Source organism: Micromonospora sp. NBC_01699, from assembly GCF_036250065.1.
Classification (GTDB): Bacteria; Actinomycetota; Actinomycetes; order Mycobacteriales; family Micromonosporaceae; genus Micromonospora_G.
The window spans coordinates 7,118,017-7,132,189 of the sequence record NZ_CP109199.1; the positions used below are offsets into that span (position 1 = coordinate 7,118,017).

At 71.1% G+C, this 14,173-nt stretch carries 10 protein-coding genes; 2 read left to right on the forward strand and 8 right to left on the reverse strand.

Features of this window, described 5'->3' with window-relative positions; all coding sequences use genetic code 11:
- Positions 1-106 precede the first annotated feature (106 nt).
- The 3 genes from OG792_RS29230 to fdxA form a co-directional block, all read right to left on the reverse strand.
- Entirely contained in the window at positions 107-4,063 is a 3,957-nt protein-coding gene (locus OG792_RS29230; protein WP_329104282.1) for a ThuA domain-containing protein, read from the reverse strand.
- A gap of 326 nt (positions 4,064-4,389) precedes the next feature.
- Positions 4,390-5,475: a succinyldiaminopimelate transaminase gene (gene dapC, locus OG792_RS29235; protein ID WP_329111502.1), complete on the reverse strand. Its 1,086-nt coding sequence runs from the start codon at positions 5,473-5,475 to the stop codon at positions 4,390-4,392.
- A 77-nt stretch (positions 5,476-5,552) separates the two neighbouring features.
- Positions 5,553-5,879, reverse strand: a complete 327-nt coding sequence (gene fdxA / locus OG792_RS29240; protein WP_170208586.1) for a ferredoxin — start codon at positions 5,877-5,879, stop codon at positions 5,553-5,555.
- Positions 5,880-5,959: 80 nt separating this feature from the next.
- Between fdxA and OG792_RS29245 the strand changes: the two genes are divergently transcribed.
- A complete protein-coding gene (locus OG792_RS29245) occupies positions 5,960-6,976 on the forward strand; it encodes a GNAT family N-acetyltransferase (RefSeq protein WP_329104285.1) in 1,017 nt (338 codons plus the stop codon).
- 13 nt (positions 6,977-6,989) lie between these two features.
- Here the strand turns inward: OG792_RS29245 and OG792_RS29250 are convergent, their stop codons facing one another.
- The 3 genes from OG792_RS29250 to mshB all read right to left on the reverse strand — a co-directional run bounded on the left by OG792_RS29250 (position 6,990) and on the right by mshB (position 8,976).
- Positions 6,990-7,454: a hypothetical protein gene (locus OG792_RS29250; protein ID WP_329104287.1), complete on the reverse strand. Its 465-nt coding sequence runs from the start codon at positions 7,452-7,454 to the stop codon at positions 6,990-6,992.
- 71 nt (positions 7,455-7,525) lie between these two features.
- On the reverse strand, positions 7,526-7,993 hold the full coding sequence (locus OG792_RS29255) for a hypothetical protein (RefSeq protein ID WP_329111503.1): 468 nt from the start codon (positions 7,991-7,993) through the stop codon (positions 7,526-7,528).
- A 35-nt stretch (positions 7,994-8,028) separates the two neighbouring features.
- Positions 8,029-8,976, reverse strand: coding sequence for an N-acetyl-1-D-myo-inositol-2-amino-2-deoxy-alpha-D-glucopyranoside deacetylase (gene mshB / locus OG792_RS29260; RefSeq protein WP_329104289.1), 948 nt, complete (start codon positions 8,974-8,976; stop codon positions 8,029-8,031).
- A gap of 96 nt (positions 8,977-9,072) precedes the next feature.
- On the opposite strand from mshB, the gene OG792_RS29265 reads away from it, so the two are divergent.
- A complete protein-coding gene (locus OG792_RS29265; RefSeq protein WP_329104291.1) occupies positions 9,073-11,250 on the forward strand; it encodes a S9 family peptidase in 2,178 nt (725 codons plus the stop codon).
- Between the two features lie 45 nt (positions 11,251-11,295).
- On the opposite strand, the gene OG792_RS29270 is transcribed toward OG792_RS29265, so the two are convergent.
- Positions 11,296-13,053, reverse strand: a complete 1,758-nt coding sequence (locus OG792_RS29270) for an ABC transporter substrate-binding protein (protein WP_329104293.1) — start codon at positions 13,051-13,053, stop codon at positions 11,296-11,298.
- 116 nt (positions 13,054-13,169) lie between these two features.
- Positions 13,170-14,165: an ABC transporter permease gene (locus tag OG792_RS29275; protein ID WP_329104295.1), complete on the reverse strand. Its 996-nt coding sequence runs from the start codon at positions 14,163-14,165 to the stop codon at positions 13,170-13,172.
- Positions 14,166-14,173 lie beyond the last annotated feature (8 nt).

A 14,173-nucleotide genomic window follows, 5' to 3' on the forward strand; every position in this document is an offset into this window, starting at 1 on the left:
TCGTCGGTCGATGCTGCCGCACGGTACCCGTCCGGCGCCACCGGACCCGAACCGAATGTGGCCGGTACGGGGAACCCGTACCGGCCACATCCCTGGTGGTGGTGAGCTAGCTGGCGTACGCCTCGAACTCCCAGAGGGAGTGGCCGTAGCCGGTGCCTCTCGCGGTGCCGTTGACCCGGATGTAGCGGCCGTTGGCGCCGAGGCCGGTCAGTTCGTCCACTCCGCCGTCGGCACCGGTCACCGAGCGAACGGTGGTCCAGGTGGTGCCGTCGTTCGAGGTCTGGATCTGGTACGCGCTGCTGTAAGCCGCTTCCCAGCTCAGCTTGACCCGGCCGATCGCGGTGGGCGTGCCGAGGTCGACCCGGAGCGACTGCGGGTCGGCGAACAGCGACGACCAGCGGGTGGTGAGACTGCCGTCCACCGCCTGAGCGCCGGACATGCCGGCCCCCTCACTGCTGGAGACGAGGGTCGGCTTGTTCAGCAGCAGGTTGGCTCCGGGCTGCGGGCCCGGACCGCCGCCGCCGCCGGTGCCGCCGTACACCTCGAACTCGAACAGCGAGTAGCCCCAGCCGGTGGCCCGGGTGGTGCCGTTGAGCCGCACGTACCGGCCGGTGCCGGTCAGGCCGGTGAGGTCGTCGACCCCGCCGTCACCGCCGGTGACGCTCCGGATGGTGGTCCAGGTGGCCCCGTCCGGCGAGGTCTGGATCTGGTACGCGCTGCCGTACGCCGCCTCCCAGGTCAACTTGACCCGGTTGATGTTGTACGAGGCGCCGAGGTCGACGTCGATCCACTGCGGGTCGGTGAACGCGCTGGCCCAGCGGGTGCCGGCCACCCCGTCGAAGGCGCCCCCGGCGACGAAGGCGTCCTGGACGCTGGACGACCGGGCCGGCTTGTTCAGCGCCAGGTTGGCACTCGGCTCCGGGTCGGGATCCGGGTCCGGTCCGGGTCCGCCGCCGGGCTGGGTGGAGAGGGTGAACTCGTCCACGTCGAAGTAGGGGCCGGTGCCCTTGAACACCAGGTAGAGCGTGCGGGTGCCGCTCGGGGCGGTGACGCCGCCGGTGACCGAGGCCCACGTGTTGTATCCGCCGGTCGGCACCACCGTGGCCGAACCGACCAGCGGTCCGGTGGGTGAGTCGACCCGCAGTTCGAGGGTGCCACCACCGCCGGCCGGGGCGCCGACCCGGGCGCTGAACGACTGGATGCCGGTCAGGTTGTACGGGGTGTACGAGATCCAGTCGTTGTTGTCGACGTACCCGATCGCGCCGCCGCCCTGCGCGTTGCCCGGGGCGGTGACCTGGATGCCGCTGGAGTCACCGAAGTGCTCCGCCTGGCGGGTACGGGGTTGCAGCACCGCCTGGGTGTGCGTGGTCAGCGGTGCCTGGCCGCCGCCACCGAGGTCGGTGTACTCGGCGTCGATGATGCCGAAGATGTTCGCCGCGGTGTCGTGCTCGCCGTCGGCCGAGGTCTGGATGACCCCGGTGCAGCCCTGCACGCTGCCGAGCTGGTGACCGTGCGAGTCGTGGCCGAGTACGTAGTTCACCTTGACCCGGGCACAGTTGATCGCGCCGTCCTGGGCGTCGGTGACGGTCACGTTGAACGGCACCGCGTCGCCGAAGTTGAACGTCGAGCCGTTGAGCGGGGTGTTCACGGTGACGACCGGGGCGCTGTTGCCGACGGTCACCACCACGCTCGCGGTGCCGGTCTTGCCGGTGGTGTCCCGCACCGTCAGCGTCGGGCTCCGTACGCCGTTGGTGGTGTACGTGAAGGTCGGGTTCGCCGCCGTGGAGTCGGTGGTGCCGTTGTTGTCGAAGTCCCAGGCGTACGTGAACGGGTCGCCGTCCGGGTCGAGGGTGCCGGCCGAGGAGAACGCCACGGTCAGCGGTGCCGTTCCACTGGTCGGGGTCGCGGTGACCTTCGGGATGGGTGCCCGGCCCTCGCGGGCGTACTCGATCCGGTAGAGCGCCGAGTTCGCGTCGCCGTTGAACCAGCCGGTGCCGTAGTCGAGCACGTAGAGGGCGCCGTCGGGGCCGAACTCCATGTCCATGATCTGGGTGCCGGTCCACGGGAACGGGTTGATCTTCAGCGGCTCGCCGGCCGCGTCGAGCTTGATGTTCTTGATCCAGCGACGGCCGAACTCACCCGCGAAGTAGGTGCCGTCGTAGTACTGCGGGAACGCCACGTCCGAGGTGGAGGCGGGGTTGTACCGGTAGACCGGGCCACCCATCGGGGACAGGCCGCCACCGGTGAACTCCGGCGGGCTGCCCGAGCCACCGTACGGCAGCCAGGCCGGGATGGCCGGCGGCAGCTGGGTGAGACCGGTGTTGTTCGGCGAGTTGTTGATCGGACCGCCGGCACAGTTGTACTTCGCGCCCGACGGCCCGCTCGGGAACGTGTACTCGTTGTACGCGTCGTTGCGCGCCGTGCAGTACGGCCAGCCGTAGAAGCCGGGCTGGGTGATCCGGGCGAACTCCACGTTGCCCGCCGGTCCCCGGTTCGGGTCGGCGGTGCCCGCGTCCGGTCCGTAGTCGCCGAGGTAGACCACGCCGGTGGCCTTGTCGACGCTCATCCGGAACGGGTTGCGGAAGCCCATCGCGTAGATCTCGGGACGGGTCCGGGCGGTGCCCGGCGCGAACATGTTGCCGGCCGGGACGGTGTAACCGCCGGCCGCGCTCGGCTTGATCCGCAGCACCTTGCCGCGCAGGTCGTTCGTGTTGCCCGAGGTGCGCTGGGCGTCGAACGCCGGGTTGCGGTCGGCCCGCTCGTCGATCGGGCTGAACCCGGCCGAGTCGAACGGGTTGGTGTCGTCGCCGGTGGACAGGTAGAGGTTGCCGGCGGCGTCGAAGTCCATGTCACCGCCGACGTGGCAGCACATGCCCCGACTGGTCGGCACCTCCAGGATCAGCGTCTCGCTGGCCAGGTTCAGGGTGTTGTCGGCGTTGAGGGTGACCCGGGTGAGCCGGTTGACGCCGTTCCAGGGGGCGAACTGCGCCGGGGTGCCGGTGGCCGGCGCGCCACCGCCGGGGGTGCTCAGCGGCGGGGCGTAGTAGAGGTACACCCAGCGGTTGGTGGCGAAGTTGGGGTCGGCCTTGATGCCCTGTAGACCCTCTTCGTCGCCGGTGTAGACCGGCAGCGTACCGGCGATCTTGGTGTTGCCGGCGACGTCGGTGTGCCGGACCACGCCGTTGCGGGAGGTGTGCAGCACGCCCCGGTCGGGCAGCACGCTGAGGGTCATCGGCTCGCCGGTCTCGGCCAGCCCCTTGGCCAGTTCGACCCGCTGGAAGTTGCTGGTGACGGTGCCGCCGCAGTCGGTGGCCACCGTGCCGGAGGCGCCGAGGATGCCGCCGAGCAGGTGCTTGCGGAAGTTCGCGTCGGCGTACGAGGCGTCGGTGTGTCCCATCCCGGTGTACCAGGAGCGGCCGCCGCCGTAGTTCTGGCACCAGCTGATCGGGTGGTCCGACCCGTTGCTGCCACCGGTGTACGTGGTCTCGTCCAGCGTGGCCAGCACGTGCACGGTCCCGCGCGGGTTGGTCCGGTAGTTGTACCACTCGTCGAACCGGGACCAGCGCTGCGGCAGGCCGGCGGTGGACGTGTGCACCTGGTCGGCCACCTTGACCGTCGCGGTCTGCTCGGCCGGGTGCGAGGCGAAGTAGGCGCCGACCAGCCCGCCGTACCAGGGCCAGTCGTACTCGGTGTCGGAGGCGGCGTGTACGCCGACGTAGCCGCCGCCGGCGGTGATGTAGCGCTCGAACGCGGCCTGCTGCGCCGCGTTCAGTACGTCGCCGGTGGTGGAGAGCCAGATGACCGCCCGGAACCGGGCCAGGTTGGCGTCGGTGAACTGGGCCCCGTCCTCGGTCGCCTCGACGGTGAAGTCGTTGGCCGCGCCGAGCGCCTGGATGGCGGCGATGCCGGGGGTGATCGAGCCATGCCGGAAGCCGGCGGTCTTGGAGAAGACGAGGACGCTGAACGCGGCTGCGCTGGCCGCCGGTGGTATGGCGACAATGCCGCCCACCACGAGGACCGCACTCAGCACAGCGCCGAGCCACGATCGCAGTGATCTACGCACGGAAAGTCCCTTCCTGGTGCGATGAGGACGGCGTGCGCCGATCACGCCCTTGCCGGGGGGGGTGGTGCCGTCGAGAGCGCTCTCCCGCCCGAGACCGACACGCCGACGGTCGGTGGCTGAGCGAGGTATGCGCATACATCGTTACGGTTGGATTGCGGGCTCGTCAAGGATTGTTTCGGCAATCCTGAGAGCGCTCTCCCAGCGGGGCGAAATGGACCGGAGGACCCGTACCCGATTACAGATTTTCCGGGCCTGAATTGACGAAGGCCGAAGTTCGGACCGGGCGTGCGGACGCGCCGCCACCGCCGAGCCCCGTCGGCGGCCGGTCAGCCGGCGAGGCGCTCCGCGGCGGCGGCGATCCGCTCGTCGGTCGCGGTGACGGCGAACCGGACGTGACGCTCGCCCGCCGGCCCGTAGAAGGCGCCCGGAGCGGCCAGGATGCCGCGTTCGGCCAGCCAGTCGACGGTGGTCCAGCAGTCCTCGTCCCGGCTGGCCCAGAAGTAGAGCCCGGCCACCGAGTGGCCGATGGTGAAACCCGCCTTCAGCAGCGCCGGCCGCAGCACCTCGCGCCGGGCCGCGTAGCGGTCGCGCTGCGCCGCCACGTGTGTCTCGTCGCCCAGCGCGGCGACCATGGCCGCCTGGACCGGCCCCGGCACGATCATGCCGGCGTGCTTGCGTACCGCCAGCAGTCCGCTCACCAGCGCGGGGTCACCGGCCACGAACCCGGCCCGGTAGCCGGCGAGGTTGGACCGCTTGGACAGCGAGTGCACCGCCAGCAAGCCGTCGTACGACCCGCCGGAGACCTCCGGCGAGAGCACCGAGAGCGGCTCCGACTCCCAGCCCAGGGTCAGGTAACACTCGTCGCTGGCCACCACCGCACCGCGCTCCCTGGCCCAGTCGACCACCTTGCGCAGGTGCGCCTGCGGCAGCACCTGGCCGGTCGGGTTGGACGGGGAGTTGACCCAGACCAGGCGTACCCGGGAGGTCGGACCGACCGCGGTCATCGAGTCGGCCCGGACCACGGTGGCCCCGGCGAGCCGGGCGCCGACCTCGTAGGTCGGGTAACACACCTGGGGGATCACCACCACGTCGCCCGGCCCGAGGCCGAGCAGGGTGGGCAGCCAGGCGACCAGCTCCTTCGAGCCGAGGGTGGGCAGCACGCCGATCCCGGCCGCGTCGGCCCCGCAGTTACGCCCGACCCAGGCGGCGATAGCCGCCCGCAGCGCGGGGGTACCCGCGGTCAGCGGGTAACCCGGCGCGTCCGAGCCACCCGCCAGCGCCGCCCGGATCAGCTCCGGCACCGGGTCGACCGGCGTACCGATGGAGAGGTCGACTATCCCGTCGGGGTGCCCGCCGGCGACCACCTTGGCGGGTGCGAGCAGGTCCCAGGGAAAGTCGGGCAGACCGTCGATCCGGTTCCTCGCCGAACCCGACGGCCCACCTCCGCTCCCACCACCGGGGGCCGCGCCCCCACCGGTCGGTACGCCGCTCAGTGTCCCTCTCCGCGCCGCTCCTGCGCCGCGACGAACGTCGCGTCCTTCTCCACCTTGCCGATCTTGGAAGCGCCGCCGGGCGAACCAAGATCCTCGAAGAACTCGTAGTTCGCCGAGGTGTAGTCCTTCCACTGCTCCGGCACGTCATCCTCGTAGAAGATGGCCTCCACCGGGCAGACCGGCTCACAGGCGCCACAGTCGACACACTCGTCGGGGTGGATGTAGAGCATCCGGTTGCCCTCGTAGATGCAGTCGACGGGGCATTCCTCGATACATGCCTTGTCGAGCACATCGACGCACGGCTCGGCGATGATGTAGGTCACCGAATCTCTCCTCCGCAAGCTACGCCGCGATCAACCGCGACGGGTTAGAGCCTAGTATCTCGCCGAGGAGGGGGGCGATCGTGCTCCGACGGCAGGATGTGGGACACCGGGTGGTAGTCCGTCGAATTGTAGGGGTTCGTGGGGACCGGCAGCTCTTCACGGATGCTCTGGGTGAGTTGGTCGACCTGACCGAGACCCATCTCACCCTCGCCACCGACCGGGGGAAGCTGCACGTGCCACTGGCCGAGGTGCACCGGGCCAAGCGGGTGCCGCCGGCCCGACGCCCCAACGCGGCGGCCGTCGTCGCCCTCGAACTCGCCGCCAACGAGGCCTGGCCGGCGCCGGTGCAGGACCGGCTCGGCGGCTGGCTGCTGCGCTCCGCCGACGGGTGGACCGGGCGCGGCAACTCCGCCCTGCCGATCGGCGATCCGGACCGGCCCCTGGAGGCCGCGATCGACGCCGTCCAACGCTGGTACGCCGACCTCGGCCGGCCCGCGATCGTCAACACGCCGCTGCCGCTCGCCGCACCGGTCGGCGTGGCGCTCGACGAACGCGGCTGGAGCACCCGACCGCCGACCCTGATGCAGACGGCGCCGCTGGCCACGGTCCTGGGCCGAACCCCGGACCGGGCCGACCTGCCCGAGGTCGAGCTGGCCGCCGCGCCGTCCGACGATTGGCTCGCCCTGGCCGCCGCCCGCAAGGCCGTCCACGCCGGCACCGATCCCGGCCCGAACCCGCTGGAGCGCCTCCCGGCCGCCGCCCGGCACCTGCTCACCGCCGTGGACCGGGTCCGCTTCGCCCACCTGTACGGGCCGGCCGGCGACACCGGCCGGACACTGCTCGCCGCCGGCCGGGGCACGGTCACCGGCAACGGCCGCTGGCTGGGCCTGACCAGCGTCGAGGTGGTACCCGACGCCCGCCGCAGCGGGCTCGCCCAGCACGTGGTCCGGGCACTGGCGCGGTGGGCCGACGGGCTCGCCGCCACCGACGTCTTCCTCCAGGTCGAGGAGCGCAACACGGCCGCGGTGGCGCTCTACCGGCGGCTCGGCTTCACCACCCACCACACCTACCTGACCCGGGTGGAACCCGGCGGGTGAGCGGGTGTGCCGTTCAGCGGCGGACCACCCGGCGCGGCTTGGCGAGCTTGGTCTCGGCGTACCGCTTGAGGGACTGGGAGCGGTGGTCCAGGCCGAACGCGGTCAGCAGCAGGAAACCGAGCAGGGTGCCGGCACCGGCGAACCCGGCATAGAGCCAGATCTGGGAGAAGAACTCCCCCGCGCCGTTGGCGAACGGGTAGCTCCCGCTCACGAACGGCCCGACGATCACGGTCAGCGCCATCGCGCTCAGCACCGCGACCGAGACGTCCCCACCCCAGCGGGCGACCGGCTCCCGGCGGCCCCGGACGAACGCGATCGTCGCCAGGATCAGCCCGATCAGCGCGAACATGCCCAGCGAGAGCCGATCGGAGGCTTCCACGTCATCGTCGAACCCGAACCGGATCACCAGTCGGGCCACCACGTTGATCAGGAAGAGCACCGCCGCGAGGATCCCGACCGGCAGCCAACGGTCCTTCATCGCACGCCTCCAGAGAACAGCCGAACCCGTACCGCTGACAGATATTTACCATCCCGACCTGGGAGGTTCCATCAGCCGGCCGGGCGACTCGGCGGTGGGAGTGGGCCGGGGCGGCGCGGGTACGTGCCGGGGCGGGGGGCGAGCATGAGCCGGAACGCCATCACGGCGAAGGCCATCGACCCGGCGAAGATCATGACGATGCCGACCCAGTTGTCCCCGGCGAGCAGGATGTCACCCTCACTGGTCTTGCCGGAGGCGACCACCATCAGCCCAAACCACGGCACGGCGGGCAGCGCCACCGCCCACCGCCGGCCCACAGTCCGGTACGCGAACCAGCTCAGGAACAGATTGGCCAGCACCGCGACCAGCACCGACACGCCGATCAGGTGCCCGCCGACGCGGAGCATGGACAGCAGCAGCTCCAGCGTGGCGGTCACCACCGCGGCGACGACCGCCACCGCGCCACCGGCGATCCGGAGCAGCCGGTCGAGGATCCCGTCGAGCGCCGCCCGGCGCGGTGACTGCGGCTCGGGCGACAACTGCGGGGACTCGGGCACCGGCGGACTGGACAGTGTCACCGCGCTCCGCTCTCCGCCAGCGCGTCGGTGTCCGTACCGGCGGGTGCGGTCGGGTCGACGGGGTCGGGGGCCAGGCCGGCGAAGAGGTCGTCCTCCCAGCCGTACGGGCCGCTGCCGGGGCCGCGCTCGCCGACCGCCAGGCTGTAGCACTCCACGCCCATGAACTCGCTGCCGAAGTTACGGGCGATCGAGTACAGCCACGAGTCCTCCGGGATCTGGGTGGCGTGCGCCCGCATCGCCGCTTCCTTCTCGGCGTGCATGTCGGTGGCGTCGATCCGGGCGGCGACCTCCTCGTCCGGGGTGCCGAAGGGCAGTTCGTCGAAGTGCTCGATGCCGGCGAACGGGTTGTCGGCCGCCTCCCCGAAAGCGGACATGCCCGCCTGTAGCACACTCTTCGGGATCGCCGTCCAGTAGATCTTGGCTGGTCCGAAGCCCTGCTCGGTGGCCAGCTCGGCGGCGCGCATGGCCACCCGGTGTGCCTGGATGTGGTCCGGATGCCCGTAGAAGCCGTTCGGGTCGTACGTGACGACCACCTGCGGCCGTACCTCTCGCATGATTTCGACCAGGTAGCCGGCGGCCTGGTCCAGGTCCGCCTGCCAGAACGCCCGCGGGTGGTCGTTGGTGGCCAGCCCCATCATCCCGGAGTCGCGGTAGCGGCCGGCGCCACCGAGGAAACGGTGGTCGGTCACGCCGAGCGCGGCGCAGGCGGCGGCGAGCTCGGCGACCCGGTACCCGCCGAGCTGGTCAGCGGCGTCCGCGGCCAGTCCGGCCAGCGCCGGTACGTGTATCTCGCCCTCTTCGCCGAGCGTGCAGGTCACCAGGGTCACGTGTGCCCCGACGGCGGCGTAGCGTGCCATCGTCGCGCCGGTCCCGATCGCCTCGTCGTCGGGGTGTGCGTGGACCAGGAGAAGCCGCCGTGCGGCCGGGTTCGTCACGCCAGTCACTCTACGCGTGCGTCCGAGCGGGCCCAGCGAGTCGAGGAGCGGACACGATAAGCAGCTCAGCCCCATCATCGATCGCGCCACTCTACGATCGGCCATGTGGAGTATCCGGAACTGGCCGCCCGTACCCGCCGGTTCAGCCACGGCGCGCCACGGGCGGTGACGGTCGCCGGTGACGGCTCCCGGGTGGTCTTCCTCCGGTCCGCCGGCCCGGAGGACCCGGCCGACGCGCTGTGGCTGTTCGATGTCGCCACGGCGACGGAACGGCTGGTCGCCGACCCGGCGATGCTGTTGGAGACCGATCCGGCGACCCCGGTCGGGACGGTGCCGCTGCCGGCCGCCGAACGGGCGCTGCGCGAGCGGCAGCGCCTCCAGGCCGGCGGCATCGGCGGGTACGCGACCGACCCGGCCGCCCGGGTGGCGGTCTTCGCCCTGGCCGGTCGACTCTTCCGGGCCGACCTGCTGCACGGCGACGTGGTGGAGGTGGCGGTCAGCGGTCCGGTGATCGACCCCCGCCCCGACCCGACCGGGGAACGGCTGGCGTACGTCACCGAGGGCCCCACCGGCCGCGACCGCCCCGGCCGGATCGCCGGCACCGGCAGTCAACTGCGGGTGATCGAGGCGGACGGCACCGACAACCTGCTCGCCGGCGAGGAGGCCGGGGTGAGCTGGGGGCTGGCCGAGTTCATCGCGGCCGAGGAGTTCTCCCGCTACCGCGGCTACTGGTGGGCCCCGGACGGGCGGTCGATCCTCGCCGCCCGGGTCGACGAGTCCCGGCTGCCCCGATGGCACCTGCACGATCCCGCCGACCCGGCCAGCCTGCCGCGCAGTGTCGCGTACCCACGGGCGGGCGGGCCGAACGCCGAGGTCAGCCTGCACCTGCTGGACCTCGACGGCGGTTGGGTGGACGTGCACTGGGACCGGGAGACCTATCCGTACCTGGTCTCGGTGCGCTGGGCCGAGACCGGGCCGCTGATCACGGTGTTGCGCCGGCTGCAACAGCACGGCCTGGTGCTGGCCGTCGACCCGCGTACCGGGGAGACGCAGGTGCACGCCGAGCTGGCCGATCCGCGCTGGGTGGAGCCGGTCGCCGGTACGCCCAGGCACCTGCCCGACGGCCGGGTGCTGGTCGGCGGCGAGCTGGCCCACGACGGTTACGACGCGCGCTGCCTGTTCGCCGACGGCACCCTGCTCACCCCGCCGTCGCTCTACGTCCGCCGGGTGGTCGGCCCGCTGCCGGCCGGACCGGGCGTAACCGACCTGCTGGTCGAGGCGAGCGACGGCGAGCCCAGCCAGCAGCACCTGTTCCGGGTCCGGACGGCGATCGGCGGCGGGGTCGAGTCGCGCCGGCTGACCGCCGATCCGGGCTGGCACACCGGCGTCGTCGGCGGCGACGTGCTGGTGGTCGGTACCGCCTCCCTGGACCACGCCGGGACCCGGTGGGCCGTCTGGCAGGGCGACCGCGAGCTGGGCACGCTGGTCTCGCTGGCGGCTAACCCGCCGTACGCGCCTCGGCCGGTGCTGGAGCGGGTCACCGACCGCCGGCTGCCGACGGCCGTGCTGTACCCGCGCAGCCACGTCGCCGGCCGCCGGCTGCCGGTGCTGGTGGACGTCTACGGCGGGCCGGGGCACCAGGAGGTGCTGGCCGCCCGGTCCAGGTGGCTGGAGCGGCAGTGGTGGGCCGACGCCGGGTTCGCCGTGGTCACGATCGACAACCGGGGTACGCCGGGCGTGGCGCCCTCGTTCGAGAAGGTGATCCACCGGCGGCTCGCCGACGTGATCCTGCTCGACCAGGTGGACGCGTTGACCGCGCTCGCCGGCAAGCACCCGGACCTGGACCTCGGCCGGGTGGCGATCCGTGGCTGGTCGTTCGGGGGCTGGCTGGCGGCGTTGGCCGCGCTCTGCCGCCCCGACCTGTTCCGCTGTGCCATCGCCGGGGCGCCGGTGACCGACTGGTCCCTCTACGACACCGCGTACGTCGAGCGGTATCTCGGCCTGCCGGACGACAGCCCGGAGGTGTACGCCCACCACTGCCTGTTGGACGTCGCCGGTGAGCCGCCGGTGACGCCGGACGACGCCCGGCCGATGCTGCTGGTGCACGGGATGGTCGACGACAACGTGGTGGCCGCGCACACGCTGCGCCTGTCGGCGGCGATGCTGGCGACCGGCCGCCCGCACGCGGTGATCCCGTTGACCGGTGCCACCCACATGGCGGCGGACGGGGCGGCCGAGCGGCTGCTCCGGCTGGAACTCGACTTCCTCCGCCGGCACCTGTGAGCGGTCGGGGAGGAGCCCGGGTGGCCCCTCCCCGACCGGGTACGCCTACTTGGCGTGGGCGTTGTAGAGCACGTGGGTGCCGATGACCTCGGAGAAGAAGACCCCACCGACCTTCGAGCCGACCACACCGGTGAAGTACGCCCGGAACAGCGGCACCACCGGCACGTACTTCTCATTGATCAGCTGGTCGATCTCGGCCCATTTCGGTCCGGCCGTACCGTCCGGCAGCAGGCTCGCCTCGTCGATGCGCTGGTTGACCTCGTCGGAGTTGAAGTACGACACGTTCGAGTTGCCCTTCGGGCCGAGGGTGCGGCCGTCCCAGAGGACCGGGATGGTGGAGGCCGCGCTGGGCCAGTCGGCGCCCCAGTTGGAGATGTAGATGTCGTACTCGTTGCCCCGGGTGCGGGCGGTCGGGTTGTGCTGGGTTGTATCGACGGTCTTCACCACGACCTCGAAGCCGGCCTTCTCCAGGCTCTCCTTCACGACCGGGGCGGTGACCTGGCCGAAGGCATTGCTGCGGGCCATGAAGACAAGCTTGATCTTCTGTCCGCCGAGCAGTTCCCTCGCCTTCTCCGGGTTGCCGTTCGGGCCGCCGTCCCACGGGTTGGGGTAGTTCTTCCAGCCGATCGTGTTGTCGGCGAGCAGGGTGTTGGTGACCCGGCCACCGGCGTCACCGCCCTGGGTGAGCACGATGCCCTGCTTGTCGATCGCGTACGCGATGGCCTTGCGGATGTTGATGTCGGTGATCCGCTCGTTGTTGATGCTGAGGTAGTGCACGAACGGCTGCGGCGCGGAGATGGTCCGTTCCCTCAGGGCCGGGTTGTTCAACACCTGGTTGACCAGCGCCTGCGGGGCGCCGTCGCTGCTGATCGCGTACGCGTCGTCAGCGGCGTCGGCGATGATCCGTTCGGTCTGCGCGGTGTCGTCCGGGCCGAGTTCCCAGACAAAACTGTCCGGGTAGTCGTGCCGCAGCGGGTCGGTCTCGGCCTTCCAGTGCGGGTTGCGCTCCAGCACCAGCCGGGTGTCCCTGAGGTACTCCTTGATCTTGTACGGGCCGGAGGAGAAGATCCGGCGGTCGTACTCGGTCCTGGTGTCCTTTGCCTGCGGCACCGGCGCCGTGGTCGGCAGGGAGGCCGCGAACGGCAGGTCGCAGTGCGGCTTGGCGAACGTGAAGACCAGGGTACGGTCGTCCGGCATGGTCAGCCCCGGCACGGCGGTGCTGCCGGAGGTGTACGGCCCCTTGTAGGTCGCGTTGTAGGACTTGTTGTCGGCCAGCCACTCCTGGATGTACGTCGGACCGCCGTCGATCGACTCCTCGAACGAGCGGGCGATGCCGTACGCGACATCGGCCGCCTTGACGTCCGTACCGTCCTCATACTTGACGCCCTGCTTGATCTTGTACTCCCAGACCTTGCAGTCGCCGTTGACATCCCTGCCGGGCGTCTCGGCGAGGTCACCAACCAGGGTGAGTTTGCCCTTGCCATCCTCGCGGAACTGGGTCAGCGTCCGGACCAGCAGGTGCTCGGCGGCCATCGCGCCCACGAGATAGGTGCGCTGCGGGTCGAGGTGCTCGAAGTCCTGCTGCACGATGGTCCGGATGGTGCCGCCCCGCTTGGCGCCGGCGATCGCCGGCGCCGGTCCCTGCGACTCCTTCGGGTCGGTGGCGATGGCACTGGTCTGCTGCCGGGTGCTGCCGTCATCGGGCCCTGCGTCGGTGTCCCCGGTGTTCTCCGAGCATGCCGCCAGCGCCGAGGCCAGCAGCAGCGCGACGCCCGTCACGGCCACCGCACGTCCTGTTCTCATCAGTCGGTCCTCCCGTTTCGACTCCGATGGAGGAAAACTGCGCCTCCACCGTTGGTTGACAGAACTTTCTTTCGGGCAACGGGCAGCGAGCGGCGACAATCGCGACGCCGGCCGGGTCAGCCCAGTCGTACTCGCGGGTCGATCACCGCGTAGAGCGCGTCGACCAGCACGTTCGCGGCCACGATGAAGACCGCGGCGAGCAGCACGGTGGCCATCACCACCGGCATGTCGAGGTTGATCGCGGCGTTCAGCGACGCCTTGCCCAGGCCGGTGAAACCGAAGATGGTCTCGGTGATCACCGTCCCGCCCAGGTAGGCGCCGAGGTCCAGCCCGGCGATGGTGACGATCGGGGTGATCGCCGCCCGGAGCGCGTGCCGGCCGTACACGGTGACCTTCGGCAGGCCCTTGGCCCTGGCCGTACGGACGAAGTCCTCGGTGAGCGTCTCCAGCATCTGGGCCCGGGACAGCCGGGCGTACGAGGCCGAGTTGAGGAAGCCGAGCGCGAGCCAGGGCAGGATCATCGCGCTCGCCCAGGCCAGCGGGTTCTCCGTGATCGGCACGTAGCGCGGGTAGCCGAGCCAGCCGGTCTCGTAGACGAAGACAATCAGCAGCAGCGGCCCGAACAGCAGGATCGGCATGGACGCGCCGACCAGCGAGAAGCCGACCGCCAGCCGGTCGAACACGGTCCCCCGGCGCAGCGCCGAGATCATCCCGACCGAGACCCCGATCAGCAGCCAGACCACCGCCGCCCCGGCGACCAGGCTCAGCGTCACCGGCAGGGTGCGCCCGACGATCCGCGACACCGGCTCGTCGTTGCGGAAGGAGAACCCCAGGCAGGGACGCGGGCAGTCGCGGGCGGCGGCACCCTCGCCGATCGTACGACCGGCGAAGATCCCCTTCATGAACGCGCCGTACTGCTGCGGCACCGGCACGTCCAGGCCCATCCGGCGCTCGATCATCTCCAGCCGTTCGGGGCTGCACACCTTGCCGTTGCCGCACATCAACTCGGCCGGGTTGTTCGGTACGGCGAAGAAGAGTCCGAAGGTCAGCACGCTGACGGCGAACAGCGTGCTCACCGCGAGCAGCAGCTTCCGGACGAAGAAACGGAACATCGTCGCCG

What these genes read in the sequence shown, in the direction of transcription:
- OG792_RS29250 (WP_329104287.1), bottom strand. Translation starts at nt 7,454, where the DNA reads ATGAAGGACCGTTGGCTGCCGGTCGGGATCCTCGCGGCGGTGCTCTTC.
- OG792_RS29275 (WP_329104295.1), bottom strand. Translation starts at nt 14,165, where the DNA reads ATGTTCCGTTTCTTCGTCCGGAAGCTGCTGCTCGCGGTGAGCACGCTG.
- OG792_RS29270 (WP_329104293.1), bottom strand. Translation starts at nt 13,053, where the DNA reads ATGAGAACAGGACGTGCGGTGGCCGTGACGGGCGTCGCGCTGCTGCTG.